Origin of the sequence: Aliirhizobium wenxiniae (genome assembly GCF_014201355.1) — a bacterium.
GTDB lineage: Bacteria > Pseudomonadota > Alphaproteobacteria > Rhizobiales > Rhizobiaceae > Neorhizobium > Neorhizobium wenxiniae.
Genome location: NZ_JACHEG010000001.1, coordinates 971,731 through 988,083, shown reverse-complemented (window position 1 = coordinate 988,083; position 16,353 = coordinate 971,731). Strand labels below are relative to the sequence as shown.

Below are 16,353 nucleotides of genomic sequence, written 5' to 3'. Positions count from 1 at the left end.
ATTTAGGGCGAAATAGGTGTTGAGGATGCAGCGTGTCGTGGACGCAAGGATCACGCTTGTCGCCGCCGCGAGCACTCCGATGTCTATAGCCGCGCCCGGAAGCGGTAATTATTCAAAGCCCGCTCTTCATCGCCTTGCCGGCCACATAGGTCTCCACCACGGCGCGGTCGTCGCCCATAGTCTGCAGCAGGAAGAGTTCTTCCGGCAGCGTGTTGACGGTTTCCATGCGCAGCTTCATTGCAGGCGTGGCCGCGGCATCGAGGATGACTAGGTCCGCCACTGAGCCCATGTCCAGAGTGCCGATATCGGCCTCCATGGAAAGCGCCTTAGCGTTGCCTCTGGTCATCATGTAAAAGCTTTCGAGCGGGTTTAAGCGTTCGCCCAATATCTGCTGGATCTTGTAGGCCTCATCCATCGTCCTCAGCATCGAATAGCTGGAGCCGCCGCCGATATCGGTGGCGACTGCGATGCGCACCGGCTTTTCGCGGCGTGTCATCGGTCGCAGTGGAAACAGTCCAGAGCCGATGAAGAGGTTTGAGGTCGGGCAATGCACGGCGATGCTGCCGGTTTCTGACAGGACATCCATTTCCCGCTCTGACAAATGGATTGCGTGGCCGAGAAGGGTCTTTTTCCCGAGCAGACCGTAACGGGCATAGATATCCGTATAGTCCTTCGCTTCCGGATATAGTTCGCAGGTATAGCGAATTTCCTCCCGGTTTTCCGACAGATGCGTCTGGATGAAAAGGTCGGGGAATTCCTGCGCCAATGCTTGCGTCGCCGACATCTGTTCCGGTGTCGACGTGATGGCGAAGCGCGGAGTGATGGCGACGTGGTTGCGGCCCTTGCCGTGCCATTGTTCGATCACCGCGCGGGTCTCGTCATAGCCCATTTCCGGCGTGTCGAGCAGGCCCTGCGGGGCGTTGCGGTCCATCATCACCTTGCCGCCGACCATGCACATGTTGCGCTTCAGGGCTTCGGCGAAGAAGGCGTCGGCCGAGGTCTTGTGGACGGAGCAATAGGCGACGGCGGTCGTCGTGCCGTGGCGGAGGAACTCGTCATAGAAATGCGTTGCGATCCGCGTCGCATGCTCGCTTTCGACGAAGCGGCATTCCTCCGGGAAGGTATAGGTATTCAGCCACTCCAAGAGGTTCGCAGCGTAGGAGGCGATGACCTGCATTTGCGGAAAATGCACATGGGTGTCGATGAAGCCGGGCAGGATCAGATGCGGCCGATGGTCGATCTCGACCACATCCTCCGGTGCGGCAGTCTTGACGCTGGCATAGTCCCCCGCCGCAGTGATCTTGCCGTCTGCATCGATCAGCAGGCCGCCGTCATGCTCGTAAAGATAGCTGTCGCTATCGCTCAGAGACTGAGGCGCGCGCTTGAAGGACAGGAGGCGTCCGCGGATGAGGGTGTCTGTCATGTGAACCTTGGGTCAGTGAATTCTATTGCGAGGCGATGGCGCTTTCATACCATGCGACCAGCAGCTTGCGCTCGTCCGGCGTGAGATCGGTTATATTGCCGGGCGGCATGGCGTGGCTTCGTCCTGCCTGGATATAGATTTCCCGGGCATGACTGGCAATCTCCGCGTCGGTTTCGAGTTTCACCGATTTGGGCGTGAAGGGAACGCCATCCCATACTGGTTCGGCCGCATGGCACATGGAGCAGCGCGCCATGACGACATCACGGGCGGCCTCGAAATGGGCGTTGGAGGCGAATTTCTGGCTCACGGGGGACAAGGCCGTTTCGGTCTCGCCGGTCAGCAATTTCGGTACCGTCGACAGCCAGATGATGAGGATAAAGAGGATCACCGTCACAAGCCATGTCCATGTCGGCTTGCCCTTTCTTGCGTGGGTGGTGTTGAACCAGTGCCGTATCGTGACGCCCATCAGGAAGACCAGCGAGGCGATCACCCAGTTGAAATGGGTGGCGAAGGCCAGCGGATAATGGTTCGACAGCATGAAGAAGATCACCGGCAGAACAAGGTAGTTGTTGTGCAGTGATCGCTGTTTGGCAATGCGCCCGTATTTGGCATCCGGCGTGCGTCCTGCGATCAGGTCGGCGACGACGATCTTCTGGTTCGGAATGATGATGAAAAACACGTTGGCCGACATGATCGTGGCGGTAAACGCGCCCAGATGCAGGAAGGCGGCGCGGCCGGTGAATACCTGCGTATAACCCCAAGCCATCAGCACCAGCAGGATATAGAGCAGGATCATCAGACCCCAGGTATTGTTGCCGAGCTTCGACTTGCAGAGCTGGTCGTAGAACAGCCAGCCGATGGAGAGCGAAGCCAGCGACAGACAGATTGCCTGCCAGTTTTCCAGTTCCATCACCGATCGGTCGACGAGGAAGAGGTCGGCGCCGCCATAATAGACGATGCAGAGCAGCAGGAAGCCGGAGAGCCAAGTGAAATAACTCTCGTATTTGAACCAGGTCAGATGTTCCGGCATCTGGGCCGGTGCGACCAGATATTTCTGGATATGGTAGAAGCCGCCGCCATGGACCTGCCATTCCTCGCCATAGGCGCCCGGCGGCAGATGCGGTCGTTTTACCAGCCCGAGATCGAGGGCGATGAAATAGAAGGATGAGCCGATCCAGGCGACCGCGGTGACGACGTGCAGCCAGCGCACGGCAAAACTCAGCCATTCCCAGGCTATGGCATATTCATACATTGGGTTGTTCCCGTTCTTTTTGTTCCCGACTCGTGAGTGTGAGGAAAAAATCGAGAGGAGGGAAGGGGCAGGAGGACGCAGGGTGAAAGAAGGTCATGCCGGAAGCCGAGCTTCCATCCGTAGGGCGGAGGCTTGGCTCACCCCGGCGTCGCCACCTCATAAAACGAGCGCATATCCTCGTTTGCCTGCCGCCGCGAATTGGGATCGCTGTAGAACATGTGGCCGCCGCGATAGAGTTTCAGCTCGGTGCGGCCTCTGGCGAGCTGTACGGGCAGGTGGTCCAGAATGAATTTCGAGACGCCATAAGGTGTCAGGATATCGCTGTAACCGTGCAGGACAGAAAGCCGGAAGGACGGGATGACCGAGAGCAGGTCACGGATATCGTCGGATGCAGAGGCATTCGACCGGCGGCCGTCCCAGTCCCATTGGCGGTTAACCTCGCCGTTCAGCAGCGTATAGGTCATGTCGGTTTCGAAGTGCAGTTCGTTCCTCGCGTAAGCGGCGAAGAGTGCGCCGTAGGCACGCGTATATCCGTCCAGGATGTTGTCGTCATTGGTAACATTCGAGCGTTCCGGATAGGCGTCCGCCACCATATCCGATGCATCATAAAGACTGACGATCCGGCCGTCCCCGGCCGCCTCCGTCCGATATGCCGAACTGACGAAACCTCGGCTGCGGGCTACGACATCGACCGGCAGTCCCGTCAGGCTCGAAACGCGTGCGTAAAGTGCCTCGGCTTCCGTTCCTGAAGGAGTGGGGCCGGCAAGCGAGACGAGATAGGCACTCATTGCAAAGGTTTCGGCTGTCTGAACCTTTTCTGCGGAAAACTCTCCCTTCCGTTCAAGCTCGGCTGCCGCCAGCGATGGCAGTTGCAGGGCTGCGGTGACAGGATCGGTATCCGCGGCCATCAGGAAGCGGCCATCGATCATCGGCGAGACCATGACGATACCGGAGACCAGAATGCCCTGGCTGTCTTTCAGGGCCTTCGCCACCTTTGCGGCGCGGAAGCCGCCGTAGCTTTCCCCGGCAAGATATTTTGGAGAGGAGAGGCGGTTGTTTTTCTGCGTGTAGAGGGCGATGAATTTTGCCAGGCTCTCGGCGTCCTGTCTGACACCGTAAAAGGCGTTCTGTGCGTCGGGGGCGGCCCGGCTCCAGCCGGTGCCGACCGGGTCGATGAAGACAAGGTCGGTGAAACGGAGCCAGCTTTCCGGATTGTCTTGAAGCGCCGGCTTGGTGCCGTCCTCCTTGGCGCTGCCGAGATTGACGACCTTGGGTCCCATCATGCCGAGATGCAGATAGGCCGATGCCGCGCCCGGGCCGCCATTGAAGGCAAAGGTGACGGGGCGGGGCGTTTTCGCATCCGGAACGGTATAGGCCGTGTAGAAGATCCTGGCATTTCTTGCGCCGGTCTGGCCGAACAGGTCCATGGTTCCGGCGGTCGCCCTGTAGCGGAGATCGCCGCTCGGCGTCTTCAGCAGGTGCTCCGTGGTGGAATCTGCCGGGATGAGGTCGAAGATTGATCGCCCGGCGGCAGGGCTTCCTGCATCCTGGCCATGTGCTGGGCCGGCAACGATTGCCAGCAGAACAAGGCCAAGGATCGCGCGGCTGCGGATTGACATGGCAAATCCTCCCTTCCGGATGTTTTGCCAAGGATAGGCGATGTCGCCAATCACCGGAACTCAACTTCTGCTCAGTTCGCCGTCGAATTGAACAAGAGCTTCGCCACCGCCTGATGGAAGCGATGCTTCCCGCCAGATTGCATTTTGTTCCCGCGTTGGAACCGGGCGATGTGACAGGGCGTTGATCGGCGGCCCCCGGCGTGCTTTCGAGGTCGCTAAACAAGATAATTGTGCATTGCACCAATTTGGGGCTTAGCCGGCTAAGGCGACTCGGGTATTGTAGCAGTTGCGAATTCAACCGGCGGTGCCGGGTATTGCGTCCGTCACACCGCCGGGGATGGCATCCATCAACGGAGAATAGGCTGATGCCCAAACACAGGCGATGCATTCCTACAGGTGCGATGATTGCGTTCTTCTCTGGCGTCGGGATGTTTCCCGCCGCTGCTCACGAAGCCCACAGTCCCATGGGCGTAAAATGGAAATATGACGGTTACTGCTGCAACGGCGACAGTAAGAGCGGCGACTGCCAGATGATCTCGACGCGAAACGTCAAGATCACCAATCAGGGGTACGAAATATCGCTCGGCCCTGGCGATCACCGGCTGATCACGCGGCCGCATCATTTCACCATGCCGCAGAGCGAGGCCCGTCGTTCCAAGGATGAGGAATATCACCTGTGCCTCTATCCGACCGAGGATACGCTACGCTGCTTCTATGCGCCCGACATGAGCTATTGATCTTGTCCGTTGTCTTTTGCGTGATTTGGCTTGCGATCCGGATCGCGGCCGGGATCAGTCGCGAAAGGTCGGCATCATCTTGCGCATGAATTCGCGGAAGGCGGTAATCTTCTTCGAGTGCCTGCGTGCTTCGGGATAGGCAAACCAGTAGTCGCTTCCGTCCGTTGCACTCAGGTCGAAAGGCTGGATCAGGCGACCCAGTGCCACGTCGTCGGCATAAAATTCCGGTTTGAGGATCGCCACACCCTGACCGGCTATTGCTGCTGCGGCCGCGAAAGATTGCGCGCCGTAGCGGCTTATCGGGCGACCTTCAAGTTCGGCTTCGTCCAGTCCTGCTGCTGCAAACCAGTGAGGCCACCAGATGTCGCCGGGATCGATAATCCTGAGCTTGAGGATATCTTCCGGCTCGTGAACACCGCCGATCGTTTCCGCCAGTGCCGGGCTCAGCATCGGGGTGAAATCGCTCTTCATCAGGAAATGCACCTTCAGGCCCGGCCATTGGCCGCTGCCACTGCGGATTGCAACGTCCGCTTCCGTTCGGGTGAAATCGACGATCTCTTGCGATGTCTCAAGCCTTACCGCGATGCCGGGATTTTCCAGCTGGAAGGTGCCGAGATGATAGGCCAGCCAACGTGAGGCAAAGGTGGCGGTCGTGTGGATGATCAAGGTGCTGTCGGACTGGTTCTTCGTGCCGGCAAGCGCCTCGTCGATCATCTCGAAAGCCTCGGTCAGTTTCGGCGCCAGCCTTGCACCTGCATCGGTCAGCATGACCTGCCGCGGCCGGCGCAGGAAGAACTGTTCCCCGATCGTGTCTTCCAGAAGCTTGATCTGATAGCTGACGGCCGTCTGCGTCAGCCCCAGTTCTTCCCCGGCACGAGTGAAGCTCATGTGCCGCGCCGCCGCTTCGAAGACGCGTAGGCTGTTCAGCGGAAATTGCTTCGACATCTTCATGGATCAAATCTCTTTATGCATGCAGACGGATGTTTCGTTGGAAATACATCATAATCCGGCGCATCTTCCAATCATAGACATCAGTTCAATGATGGTGAGACAAGGAGATGCGACCATGACCAATGGTTTGCTGACTGGTTTTCTGCGCCTTAAAGACAGAAGTGAAAGTCTGGCGGCTGCGCTTTTCGGTATCCGCGTCGGTGCGACCAATCATGCCGATGACGAGGCTTTGAGCGAGCATGACCTAAGGGATCTGGGCATGCTTGACGGACGGGTGTCGCCAAGCACGGTCGATCGATCCGGCCGGTCGAGCGCCTGGGACATCATCGAGCGCGTGCCGCATTCGCTGTGAGGCGAACAACGGCTCAGGCGGTTGCGGGGCGCGCTTCTGGAGGCAAGGTTTGCAGAGCGTGGTCGGCGAGATCGGTTGCCATGGTCTCTTCGATCCATTGCCTGAATGCCTGGATCTTTCGCATGTTGCGCCTCGCGGCCGGATAGGCGAGCCAATAGGTCTTGCCGTCCCCGGCGGACAGGCCGAAGGGCTGGATCAGGCGACCTGACGACAGATCGTCACGGAAGAAAAAGGGACTGAGCATCGCCACGCCATGGCCGGAGATCGCCGCCCTGGCTTCGATATCCTGTGCGCCGAGCGCATCAAGGCTTGTCGGCCGGATCGAGGCTGCGCTGATCTTGGCACTTTCAAACCAGTCCAACCACGCGCCGTCGATTTCGGAGATCCAGGGCAATTTCAGGAGGTCCGCCGGTTCATGGATTCCGCCGATGCTGGCAGCAAGTTCTGGAGACAGCATGGGAGAATAGCGAAGGCGCATGATCGGGTGGCAGACGAGGTTTTCGGGCTGCTTGGCCGAAATCCTGATGGTGATGTCCGGTACCGTGCCCTGCCTTTCCGAAGCGTCCATCATGCGCAGAAGCCGCACGCCGATATTGGGGTGGAGTGCGCGAAAGCCGGCGAGGCGAGGTGATAGCCAGTGAGACGCAAATGTTGGCGGAGAGTGGATGTCGAGCGTGGCATCGATGGTGTGCCGTGCCGCCTGCATCGCCTCTGCAAGCAGTTCGAAAGCCTCTGACACTTTCGGCAGCAGCTGTGTGCCGGTCTCGGTCAGTTGCAGGGCCCGTGGTTTGCGGATGAAGACTGTGTCACCGAGATGGTCTTCGAGAAGCTTGATCTGGTAGCTGACGGCGGTCTGCGTCATGCCGAGTTCTTCTGCTGCCCTGGTGAAATTCTGAAGGCGTGCGACCGCCTCGAAGACCCTCAGCGCATTCAAAGGAAGCTGGCGCGACAGTTTCATCAGGGATGCCTCTAACCATAAGTTCTCTTGATCGTGGTTGACTGTAATCGAATTGGAAATCCCCGGCAATCGGCGGCATTCCTTGGAGCATCAAGACAAATTCAACGATCGATGTGGAGCAAATCATGCTATCCGCAAACACCAGTTCCATGCCTGCTACCCAGGCCTTGCCACTACTGTTGCGCGGCTCTTTCCGACAGCGTTTGCACAGGCATGTCGCGCGCTTCTTCCGTCGTCTGTTCGGCGCGAAACGGGGTCTCGTGGCAGGCCTGCCGGACGATCTGCGTGCCGATGTCGGATTGGACGCGGCGCGGCCGGAACGAAGCGAGGCTTTCTGGCGCGACAGGCCGCGCTCAGTCGGCCGCGATCTGCCGCTCTAGTACCGCCTTCGGTGCGGGAAACGGCAGGTGATGCAGAAGTTCTGCGGCGACGAGGGCTGCAATCACTTCCGGGCGCTTGTCCCTGACCGTCGAGCCGCCAATCGGCAGGATGAGGCGGGACATCATGATGGCAGCGCTCTCCCGCTGCGCGGTGTTTTCGCCGTTCTGCCGGTCTAGCCAGTGAGAAAAGGTCGCCCGTTTGGTCGCAGAGCCGATCATCCCGACATAACCGAGATCATCTCTTGCCAGCGCGCGTTCGGCGATGAGGAAATCCAATGCGTGATCGTGGGTGAGTATGATCGCTGCGCCGCCGGGTGGAACATCATCCACCGAGGCTTCGGGCATCGCCGCCAGGCGCGGTGTCACGCCGACGGGCAGGTCCTCCAGCGCCTCCCTGCGCGTCTCGACGACGGTTACGGCATAGGGCAGGGGCAGGAGCGCCTTTGCAAGCGCAAGTCCGACATGGCCCGCGCCGAACAGAAAGACGGCGGGGCGCTCGTCGCGTTCGCGCTCCAGCCGATACTCCAGCGCCTCGGCAATCTGCGGCGTCACCAGAGTGAAGCGCAGGCTTGTGCGGCCTCCACAGCATTGGCCGATTTCGGGGCCGAGCGGGATGTTCATCGCGGCTTCGCCGCCGCCTTTCAGGACTGCGCGCGCGTTGTCTATCGCCATGTATTCGAACTGACCGCCGCCGATCGTACCCCAGATCGCCTTGTCTGCCACAAGCATGTAGGTACCGGCCTCGCGCGGTGTCGAGCCTTTGGCCTCGGTCACATCGACGAGGACGGATCTGCTGCGGGCAAGAAAGGCGGAAAGGGACGGTTCGCTCATATTCGGGACAATATCATCTTCACAATTGGGTGCATCACTCTTTTGATCCACCGTTTTGCATGTGTTTTGAGGGGCTGCCTGTGGAAGGGCGCAACTTTATTAAAAATATATTCAGCACTTCTCCTCTAGTTGTTGCATTGCATCAAATTGATTTTTGACAACTCTTCCACTGCCTTCCAGTAGACGACGGGATACTATGACCAAGAGAGCATCGATTGCCTCGCTGATACCAGCTTCCCAGGATATCTACCGGAAGATCGTCTTCGAAATTGCTGATGGCATTATCGGCATCGATGATCATGGCATCATCCGGCTCTGTAACCCGGCGACCGAAAGCATCTTCGGCTGGCAGACCGGAGAATTACTGGACAAGCCTCTGGAAGTCTTGTTGCCTGAGCGTGTTCACGGGTTTCATCAGAAGCTCGTTGCAGGTTTTCAAGCGGGTAATACCGAAGCGCGTTACATGGGGCAGAGAAGCACTACCATCGTCGGCCGACGTCTCGATGGTACGGAGATCAATCTTGGTATTACAATCCTGAGAACGTCGGCGGCCGGATCGCCGATGATGGTTGCGGTGATCCGGGATATTTCCGACCATGTTCGGTATCAGAACGACCTCAAGCGTCTTGCGGAAACCGATAGTCTGAGTGGTCTTTTAAATCGCCGTGCGTTTCGCGCCAATGTGCTGCAGAGCGTTAACGCAAACGCTGCTGCTGCCTCATCCATGGTGATTTTCGATCTCGATGGTTTCAAGGCTGTCAATGACCGGTTCGGACATGATGCGGGAGATGAGGTCATCATCTGTTTTTCCGAAATTTTGCGCAATTCCATTCGCGGATCGGATATCGCCGGACGATGGGGCGGTGAAGAATTTGTCCTGTTCCTGCCGAACCTGAAGAGCAAGGATGCTGTAGCTGTCGTTGAGCGGATCAGGGCCAATTTTACTCGCTTTGATTTTAATTGGGCAGGGCATCCAACGGCGAATTTCACTGTCAGCGCAGGTCTCGCGATTGGTACATCCGGTTATGTGGATTTTTCCGATATGATCGCGTCGGCCGACAAGGCGCTCTATGATGCAAAACGTGGAGGCCGTGACCAGCTGGTTTCCACGGAGATGCAGCACGAAGCGCTAGTGTCTTGAACAGTATCCGTCGCAGCATTCGTAAAGACGAATGCCAGCGGACTGGATCCGGCATCTTCGTAATCTGTTCCCTTGAACAAGGTTGTTGTTTAACCGGAAGCGGTCGTCTTAGTTCGTCGTTGCGAAAGCCGGTGAAAAGGTCAGCACTCCATGGGGTGCGTGGCCCGAAAGCGTGAGGTGCTGCACATAGATATTCGGCACGCCTTCATAGGTAAGCCGTCCGTCACTGACAAAGCCGACGCCCTGATAGACAGCCTGATCTCCGACCAGGGCACAGCCTTTGGCGCCTAGCGCCTTCAACTTATGGATCCCTTCGCGGATCAGCGCATGGCCGATACCCTGTTTCTGCCGGTCAGCTCTCACAGAAATCGGCCCAAGCCCGAACCAGTCGTCGTAATGGCCGTCGATCGTGACAGGCGAAAAGGCGACATGGCCGATGATCTCATCATCATCTTCCGCCACCAGTGAAAGCGTCAGGTCACCGCGGGCGCGAAGCGCTCGGATGATCGCCCCTTCGGTGCCTGAACTGTAGGACATGGGCGCGAATGCGGCCTGCGTCAGTTCGTGGATCACGTCTTCGTCGCCCGCGCGTTCGGCACGAATGGTGATGGTCATATCTGCCTCCTCGATATCTCGCTCCTCACCCATAAAATAGGCCCCGGTTGCGAAATATCGAAGCGTTTTTAGAGGGCTTTCAGCCGTTCTACCGCCATAAGTACCCGCTCCGGTGTCGCAGGCGCGTCGAGGCGTGGGCAGACGGCGTAATCGGCAACGCTTGCGACCGCCATGGAGATCGCTTCGAGAACCGAGATCGCCAGCATGAAGGGCGGCTCTCCCACCGCCTTGGAACGGCCGATCGTCGGTTCGGCGTTTTCCGACCATTCAGCGAGCTTTACATTGAAGATTTTCGGCCGGTCGGAGGCGAGCGGGATCTTGTAGGTGGAGGGCGCATGGGTGCGCAGCCTGCCCTTGGTGTCCCACCACAATTCCTCGGTTGTCAGCCAGCCCATGCCCTGTACAAAAGCGCCTTCGATCTGGCCGATGTCGAGTGCAGGGTTGAGCGACTTTCCGACGTCGTGAAGAATGTCCGTGCGTTCGACGATATACTCGCCGGTCAGCGTGTCGATCGAGACTTCCGAAACGGCTGCGCCATAGGCGAAATAATAGAAGGGATGGCCACGGCCAGCGGCGCGATCCCAGTGGATCTTCGGCGTTTTGTAGAACCCGGCGGCAGACAGCTGCACCCGGTCGAAATAGGCGGCCTTGATGAAGGTGTCGAAGGGGACAATCTCGTTGCCGATCTTCACCCGGTTGGGCAGGAACTCGATCCGGTCGCGATTGACCTGCCATTGCCGCGCGGCAAACTCGATCAGCCTTTCCTTGATTTGGCGGCAGGCGTCATAGGCCGCCATGCCGTTCAGGTCCGAGCCGGAAGAGGCGGCGGTCGCAGAAGTGTTCGGCACCTTGCCGGTTGTCGTCGCGGTGATTTTTACCCTGTCGATATCGACCTGGAAACAATCGGCCACGACCTGCGCCACCTTGGTGTAGAGGCCCTGGCCCATTTCGGTGCCGCCATGGTTCAGGTGAATGGAACCGTCCGAATAGACATGCACCAACGCGCCTGCCTGATTGTAGGCGGTCAGCGTAAATGAGATGCCGAATTTCACTGGCGTCAGCGCGATGCCCTTGCGGATGACAGGGCTTGTCTCGTTGAATTTCAGGATCGCCTTGCGGCGTTTCTTGTAGTCGGATGAGGCCACAAGCTCGTCGACGATGCGGGCGATCACATTGTCATGGATATCCTGATGATAGGGCGTGACGGTGCGGCCCGATCCGCGTTGTCCATAAAAGTTCAGCTTGCGGATTTCGAGCGGATCCTTGCCGACCGCATAGGCGATCTCCTCGATGATCCGTTCGCCGCCGAGCAAGCCCTGTGGCCCACCGAAACCGCGGAAAGCGGTGTTGGAGACGGTATGGGTCTTCAGCGGCTGCGAGGTAAGGCGCACATGCGGGTAGAAATAACTACTGTCGGCATGAAAGAGAGCGCGGTCGGTGACCGGGCCGGAGAGATCGGCGGAATAACCGCAACGCGCGGCATAGGTCGCGTCGACCGCGTGGATCTTGCCCTTCTCGTCGAAGGCGACGTCGTAATCGACGCGGAAATCGTGCCGTTTGCCGGTAACGACCATATCCTCGTCGCGGTCGGGGCGGAATTTCACAGCCCGTTTCAGCTTTTTCGCTGCGACGGCGGCGAGCGCTGCAAACTGGTTGCTCTGGGTTTCCTTGCCGCCGAAACCGCCGCCCATGCGCCGGGTTTTGACTTCGACCGCGTGATTGGAAATGCCGAGCACATGCGCCACCATGTGCTGCACCTCGCTCGGATGCTGGGTGGATGACCAGACAGTTACGTCCTCGTCCTCTCCGGGAATGGCAAAGGCGATGTGGCTTTCGAGATAAAAATGCTCCTGGCCGCCGATATTCATCGATGCCTGAATTCGAAGGGGTGGTTTCTCGATTTCAGTTTCAGGCTCGCCGCGCCTGAGCGTCATCGGTTCGGTGACGAGCGGCGCGCCGTTTTCCCGCGCACCGTCGATATCCGTCCAATGGGGGAGGTCGCTGTACTGGATCTTTGCAAGCTTTGCCGCACGACGGGCCAGGTCTCGGGTTTCGGCAAAAACGGCAAAGATCGGCTGGCCATGGAACTGTACGAGATCGGTCGCGAGCAGCGGTTCGTCATGCTTGCCGGTGGAGGCGACGTCGTTTGCGCCAGGAATGTCATCCGCAGTCATCACCCAGACGACACCGGGAGCGGCGCGGACGGCATCGAGATCGATCGAAAGGATTTTCGCATGCGCCCGGTCGGCAAGGCCAAGCCCGCCATGCAGCGTGCCGACAGGTTCGGGAATATCGTCGATATATTCGGCGGTTCCGGTCACATGCTTATGCGCTGAATCATGTTTGCGCGACACATGCATCGGGCCATCGATGGCGGGTTTCATCTCGAAGGTGGTCTTGTCCATCTTACGCCTCCTCCATCTCGAAACGCTGCAATTGCGCCGGGGCGCCTGCCGTTTCAAGGAAGAAGCGGGTGAGCAGGTTTTTCGCTGTCAGGCTGCGATATTCGGCGCTTGCCCGCCAGTCGGTCAGCGGCTGGTAGTCCTGATCGAAAGCCTCGCGTGCGGCGGCAATCATGTCCCACCGCCAGGGTTTGCCGATCAGCGCCTGTTCGACATGGGTTGCCCGTTTCGGGGTCGCCGCCATGCCGCCGAAGGCGATGCGGATATTTTCCACATGGCCGTCGAGGTCGATCATTAGGTTGAAGGCGCCGCAAAGCGCGGAAATATCCTCGTCGCGGCGTTTGGAAATCTTGTAGACAGCGAAATGGGCGTTTTCCGGCGGTCGCGGCACGCTGATCTTCTCGACGAATTCGCCGGCCATGCGGTCCTGTTTGCCATAGTCCAGAAAATAGCTTTCGAGCGGCATGGTGCGGCGGCCGGAATGGGAGCGCAGCGTCAGTTGGCTGCCGAGTGCAATCAGCGGCGGCGGCGTGTCGCCGATCGGCGAGCCGTTGGCGATATTGCCGCCGATCGTGCCGGCGTTCCTTACCTGCTGGCCACCAATACGATCGATCAGCACGCCGAAAGCCGGGATGACGGCTTCGAGGAAACCATGCGCCTCGGAGTAGCTCACGCCTGCGCCAATTGTGATGCTGTTTGGCTCTACGGTGATTGTCTGCAACTCGGGGAGATGATTGATGAAGATGACCGGGTCAAGCTTGCGCATCTGCTTGGTCACCCATAGGCCGACATCGGTCGCTCCCGCGACGATCGTGGCTTGCGGTTCATTTGAGAGCGTCTCGGCAAAAGCCTCGAGAGATGCCGGGATAATGGAGCGCGCTCCATCCTTTTCGATGACAATCGTTTCCATGGCCGAACGGATCGACCAGAGCTTTGCCATGATCTCGGTGCGGTCCCGTTCCAAGGGGTCGAAAAGCGAACTCGGTCGCGCCTTCGCCACCTGTTCGGCAGCCTTGACGATCGGCTCATATCCCGTGCAGCGACAGAGATTGCCCTGCAGCGCGCTTTCGATTTCGGCGCGGCTCGGGTTTTCATTGGAAAGCCAAAGGCCGTAAAGCGACATGACGAAGCCCGGCGTGCAGAAGCCGCATTGCGAGCCATGACAGTCGACCATCGCCTGCTGTACCGGGTGCAGGGTTCCGTCTGATGCCGCCAGATGCTCGATCGTCACGACATGGGTGCCGTGCATGGAGCCGACGAGCCTGATGCAGGCGTTGACGCCTTCGTAGCGCAGGCCGGTTTCCGTCAGTCGGCCGACAAGCACGGTGCAGGCACCGCAATCGCCTTCGGCGCATCCTTCCTTCGTCCCCGTCAACCGCCGCGTCAGGCGGAGATGATCCAGAAGCGTGTCCGTGGGTGAAAAATCTCCAAGGGTCACGTCTTCCCCGTTGAGGATGAAGCGGATGGCTGAATTCATCGGTCTCCTTCGTCCGCCGTTGCCGGCTCCCAGTCAAGAATCACCCGGCCGCCATTTTGGCTGTTCGCGGGCCGCATATCCTACCCTCATTCGCGGGCTTGTCACGAAATGAGGCGTATTAATCTACTGCGCCGTCCAGCCGCCGTCGATGGAGATGTGTGTGCCCGTGATGCTCCTTGCCGCATCGCTGGCGAGATAGATCGCGGCGGCCGCCACTTCATCTATGCCGACGAATTCCTTGGTGGCCTGCAGCCGCAGCATCACCTCGTCCTTGACCTTTTCCTCGCTGATGCCCTTTTCGCGTGCCTGATCGGGAATCTGCCTTTCAACCAGCGGCGTCAGTACGAAACCGGGGCAGATCGCGTTGACGGTGATGTTTTCCTGCGCAAGCTCCAGTGCCGCCGTCTTGGTCAGACCCATGATGCCATGCTTGGCTGCCACATAAGCCGACTTGAACGGGGAGGCGACGAGGCCGTGGGCGGAGGCGACGTTGATGATCCGGCCCTTGCCTGCGGTTTTCATCAGCGGGATTGCATGGCGCATCGTGTGGAAGGCCGATGACAGGAGAATGGCGATCAGCTGATCCCATTTTTCCGGCGGAAACTCCTCGATCCTTGCGACATGCTGGATCCCTGCATTGTTGACCAGAACATCTAGCGTGCCGAAGCTGTCGCGTGCCGTCAGGATCAGGTCTTCGATATCGACCGGTTTCGTCATGTCGGCGGGATGATAGAGAACCGTGCCGGAGCCTGCTGCATCGAGCGATGACCGGATCGCCTCGATCTCGTCCTTGTCACCGAACCCGTTGATGACGACATTGTCGCCCGCGGCCGCAAATGCCTTTGCGATGCCGAGGCCTATGCCGCTGGTGGAGCCGGTGATAACCACGGATCTGTTCATGCTGTTCCTCCCAAGAACGCCTAGAGCGCGGTGTCTCCCTCACCGCGCCGGAACGTTATGCGCAAAGTCGCTAATCTGGCAACGGTCAGTTGCCAACGGCGTGCAGAGCGTCAGAGGATGTGTGTGCTGTTGACCGGTGAAACGGCCTTTGCTGGTGCCAGTTTTGCGGATGCGATTGCTTCTCCGGTGTTGGTGTCGTGTGCACGTCTGATGCAGTTACGGCCATCACGCTTGGCTTCATAGAGGGCGAAATCGGCTCGCAATAGCATGTCCGGCAGCCGATCGCCGGGACCCGCGGCGCAGATGCCGAAGCTTGCCGTCATCCTGCCTTGGCGCAATGGCGGTACGGTGGTCGCCGCCAGTGCTGTGCGCAGCCGTTCGCTGATTGCTTCCGCATCGTCGAGCGAGGTGCGAGGCAGGAGAATACAGAATTCCTCGCCGCCGATACGCGCTGCAAGATCATAGGGGCGAAGGCAGGTTCTGACGATTTCGCCGGTTGCCACCAGTACCCGGTCGCCGGTCTCGTGGCCGTGGCCGTCGTTGATGCCCTTGAAGCGGTCGAGGTCGAGCACGATGATCGACAACGGTTCTCCCTGCCGTTCGGCGCGTGCCAGCTCTTCGGCAGCGCGTTCATTCAGCCAGCGGCGGTTGCCGAGGCCTGTCTGGAGGTCGGTCATGGCCTGGTGGCGCAGCTTGTTCATAAGCGTCTCGGTTTCCGCCACCATGGCCGTTACCGTCGATGCCAGAAGGCCGATCTCGTCCTTGCGATCTATCTGCATACGCACAGGGGTGCCGTTGGCGCGGTAGATCTTGATTGCCTGCGCCAGTTGGCTGAGCGGGCGGATCATCCACCAGAGGCTCAGGAGGCATATGGTCGTTCCCGCCACGGTGGCGGCGAGAAGCAGAAGCAGGACCGGTTCGGGCTCTGCCCCGTTGCCCCCCGCAAGATAGATGATGAACACCAGTAGCGGCACGTGCACGGACAGGAAGCAAATCGCGAAGACCTTGATGGTGAGGGACGTTTGCACCATGCGGGTCAGCCTCGAAGACATCGGAATCATTCCGAGCTTTCCTCCTCTGGAGATTGGATTCGGGTGCAAGCTAGAAAGTCGGCTTTAAAGGTCAGGTTAACCAAATTACTAAAATGCAAACATTCACAGCCCTTGTCGTATTATGATACGGGATCACTATTTTGCGGCTGAAACGAGTTGTGGGCGAGCGGATTAACCATAGGTCAAGAACTTGATTTAATTTCGGATCAGGTCATTTTCGCACCATGTTGGGTCAGTATTCATCGGCCGCAGTAACGAGGGGG

At 58.9% G+C, this 16,353-nt stretch carries 15 protein-coding genes; 4 read left to right on the top strand and 11 right to left on the bottom strand.

Annotation, left to right across the window (positions count from 1 at the left end; genetic code table 11):
- Window positions 1-112: 112 nt before the first annotated feature.
- The 3 genes from guaD to HNQ72_RS04785 all read right to left on the bottom strand — a co-directional run bounded on the left by guaD (window position 113) and on the right by HNQ72_RS04785 (window position 4,294).
- Window positions 113-1,423 carry a guanine deaminase gene (gene guaD / locus HNQ72_RS04795; RefSeq protein ID WP_183990010.1) on the bottom strand — a complete coding sequence of 437 codons (1,311 nt, stop codon included), beginning with the start codon at window positions 1,421-1,423 and terminating at the stop codon, window positions 113-115.
- Between the two features lie 22 nt (window positions 1,424-1,445).
- Window positions 1,446-2,675 (bottom strand): urate hydroxylase PuuD, encoded by a 1,230-nt coding sequence (puuD, locus tag HNQ72_RS04790; protein ID WP_183990008.1) that lies wholly within the window; start codon window positions 2,673-2,675, stop codon window positions 1,446-1,448.
- A gap of 137 nt (window positions 2,676-2,812) precedes the next feature.
- The gene (locus HNQ72_RS04785; protein WP_183990000.1) at window positions 2,813-4,294 is read right to left on the bottom strand and encodes a S10 family peptidase; all 1,482 of its coding nucleotides are present in this window, start codon (window positions 4,292-4,294) and stop codon (window positions 2,813-2,815) included.
- 401 nt (window positions 4,295-4,695) lie between these two features.
- On the opposite strand from HNQ72_RS04785, the gene HNQ72_RS04780 reads away from it, so the two are divergent.
- A complete protein-coding gene (locus HNQ72_RS04780; RefSeq protein WP_183991310.1) occupies window positions 4,696-5,031 on the top strand; it encodes a hypothetical protein in 336 nt (111 codons plus the stop codon).
- Window positions 5,032-5,085: 54 nt separating this feature from the next.
- Here the strand turns inward: HNQ72_RS04780 and HNQ72_RS04775 are convergent, their stop codons facing one another.
- Window positions 5,086-5,982 carry a LysR substrate-binding domain-containing protein gene (locus HNQ72_RS04775; RefSeq protein ID WP_183989998.1) on the bottom strand — a complete coding sequence of 299 codons (897 nt, stop codon included), beginning with the start codon at window positions 5,980-5,982 and terminating at the stop codon, window positions 5,086-5,088.
- Window positions 5,983-6,097: 115 nt separating this feature from the next.
- Between HNQ72_RS04775 and HNQ72_RS04770 the strand changes: the two genes are divergently transcribed.
- Window positions 6,098-6,334, top strand: coding sequence for a hypothetical protein (locus HNQ72_RS04770; protein ID WP_183989996.1), 237 nt, complete (start codon window positions 6,098-6,100; stop codon window positions 6,332-6,334).
- A gap of 13 nt (window positions 6,335-6,347) precedes the next feature.
- Here the strand turns inward: HNQ72_RS04770 and HNQ72_RS04765 are convergent, their stop codons facing one another.
- Window positions 6,348-7,292 carry a LysR substrate-binding domain-containing protein gene (locus tag HNQ72_RS04765; protein WP_183989994.1) on the bottom strand — a complete coding sequence of 315 codons (945 nt, stop codon included), beginning with the start codon at window positions 7,290-7,292 and terminating at the stop codon, window positions 6,348-6,350.
- Window positions 7,293-7,417: 125 nt separating this feature from the next.
- Here HNQ72_RS04765 and HNQ72_RS04760 point away from each other — a divergent pair, with 125 nt between their 5' ends.
- A complete protein-coding gene (locus HNQ72_RS04760; RefSeq protein WP_183989992.1) occupies window positions 7,418-7,672 on the top strand; it encodes a hypothetical protein in 255 nt (84 codons plus the stop codon).
- Here HNQ72_RS04760 and xdhC read toward each other — a convergent pair.
- The gene (gene xdhC, locus HNQ72_RS04755; protein WP_183989990.1) at window positions 7,646-8,503 is read right to left on the bottom strand and encodes a xanthine dehydrogenase accessory protein XdhC; all 858 of its coding nucleotides are present in this window, start codon (window positions 8,501-8,503) and stop codon (window positions 7,646-7,648) included. The two genes, HNQ72_RS04760 and xdhC, sit on opposite strands and share 27 nt — an antisense overlap.
- Window positions 8,504-8,699: 196 nt before the next feature.
- Here xdhC and HNQ72_RS04750 point away from each other — a divergent pair, with 196 nt between their 5' ends.
- Window positions 8,700-9,644: a GGDEF domain-containing protein gene (locus HNQ72_RS04750; RefSeq protein ID WP_183989988.1), complete on the top strand. Its 945-nt coding sequence runs from the start codon at window positions 8,700-8,702 to the stop codon at window positions 9,642-9,644.
- 108 nt (window positions 9,645-9,752) lie between these two features.
- Here the strand turns inward: HNQ72_RS04750 and HNQ72_RS04745 are convergent, their stop codons facing one another.
- From HNQ72_RS04745 to HNQ72_RS04725, 5 genes are all read right to left on the bottom strand, one after another.
- On the bottom strand, window positions 9,753-10,253 hold the full coding sequence (locus HNQ72_RS04745) for a GNAT family N-acetyltransferase (RefSeq protein ID WP_373289407.1): 501 nt from the start codon (window positions 10,251-10,253) through the stop codon (window positions 9,753-9,755).
- Between the two features lie 74 nt (window positions 10,254-10,327).
- A complete protein-coding gene (gene xdhB / locus HNQ72_RS04740; protein ID WP_183989984.1) occupies window positions 10,328-12,664 on the bottom strand; it encodes a xanthine dehydrogenase molybdopterin binding subunit in 2,337 nt (778 codons plus the stop codon).
- 1 nt (window position 12,665) lies between these two features.
- Window positions 12,666-14,138, bottom strand: a complete 1,473-nt coding sequence (gene xdhA / locus HNQ72_RS04735; RefSeq protein ID WP_183989982.1) for a xanthine dehydrogenase small subunit — start codon at window positions 14,136-14,138, stop codon at window positions 12,666-12,668.
- A gap of 123 nt (window positions 14,139-14,261) precedes the next feature.
- A complete protein-coding gene (locus HNQ72_RS04730) occupies window positions 14,262-15,038 on the bottom strand; it encodes a 3-hydroxybutyrate dehydrogenase (RefSeq protein ID WP_183821308.1) in 777 nt (258 codons plus the stop codon).
- Window positions 15,039-15,148: 110 nt separating this feature from the next.
- Window positions 15,149-16,090 (bottom strand): GGDEF domain-containing protein, encoded by a 942-nt coding sequence (locus HNQ72_RS04725; RefSeq protein ID WP_183989980.1) that lies wholly within the window; start codon window positions 16,088-16,090, stop codon window positions 15,149-15,151.
- Between the last annotated feature and the right edge of the window lie 263 nt (window positions 16,091-16,353).

Coding starts and splice junctions, on each gene's coding strand:
- HNQ72_RS04725 (WP_183989980.1), bottom strand. CDS start 16,090: ATGTCTTCGAGGCTGACCCGCATGGTGCAAACGTCCCTCACCATCAAG.
- puuD (WP_183990008.1), bottom strand. CDS start 2,675: ATGTATGAATATGCCATAGCCTGGGAATGGCTGAGTTTTGCCGTGCGC.
- HNQ72_RS04780 (WP_183991310.1), top strand. CDS start 4,696: ATGATTGCGTTCTTCTCTGGCGTCGGGATGTTTCCCGCCGCTGCTCAC.
- HNQ72_RS04760 (WP_183989992.1), top strand. CDS start 7,418: ATGCTATCCGCAAACACCAGTTCCATGCCTGCTACCCAGGCCTTGCCA.
- xdhA (WP_183989982.1), bottom strand. CDS start 14,138: ATGAATTCAGCCATCCGCTTCATCCTCAACGGGGAAGACGTGACCCTT.
- HNQ72_RS04730 (WP_183821308.1), bottom strand. CDS start 15,038: ATGAACAGATCCGTGGTTATCACCGGCTCCACCAGCGGCATAGGCCTC.
- HNQ72_RS04785 (WP_183990000.1), bottom strand. CDS start 4,294: ATGTCAATCCGCAGCCGCGCGATCCTTGGCCTTGTTCTGCTGGCAATC.
- HNQ72_RS04750 (WP_183989988.1), top strand. CDS start 8,700: ATGACCAAGAGAGCATCGATTGCCTCGCTGATACCAGCTTCCCAGGAT.
- xdhB (WP_183989984.1), bottom strand. CDS start 12,664: ATGGACAAGACCACCTTCGAGATGAAACCCGCCATCGATGGCCCGATG.
- HNQ72_RS04770 (WP_183989996.1), top strand. CDS start 6,098: ATGACCAATGGTTTGCTGACTGGTTTTCTGCGCCTTAAAGACAGAAGT.
- HNQ72_RS04775 (WP_183989998.1), bottom strand. CDS start 5,982: ATGAAGATGTCGAAGCAATTTCCGCTGAACAGCCTACGCGTCTTCGAA.
- HNQ72_RS04765 (WP_183989994.1), bottom strand. CDS start 7,292: ATGAAACTGTCGCGCCAGCTTCCTTTGAATGCGCTGAGGGTCTTCGAG.
- xdhC (WP_183989990.1), bottom strand. CDS start 8,503: ATGAGCGAACCGTCCCTTTCCGCCTTTCTTGCCCGCAGCAGATCCGTC.
- guaD (WP_183990010.1), bottom strand. CDS start 1,423: ATGACAGACACCCTCATCCGCGGACGCCTCCTGTCCTTCAAGCGCGCG.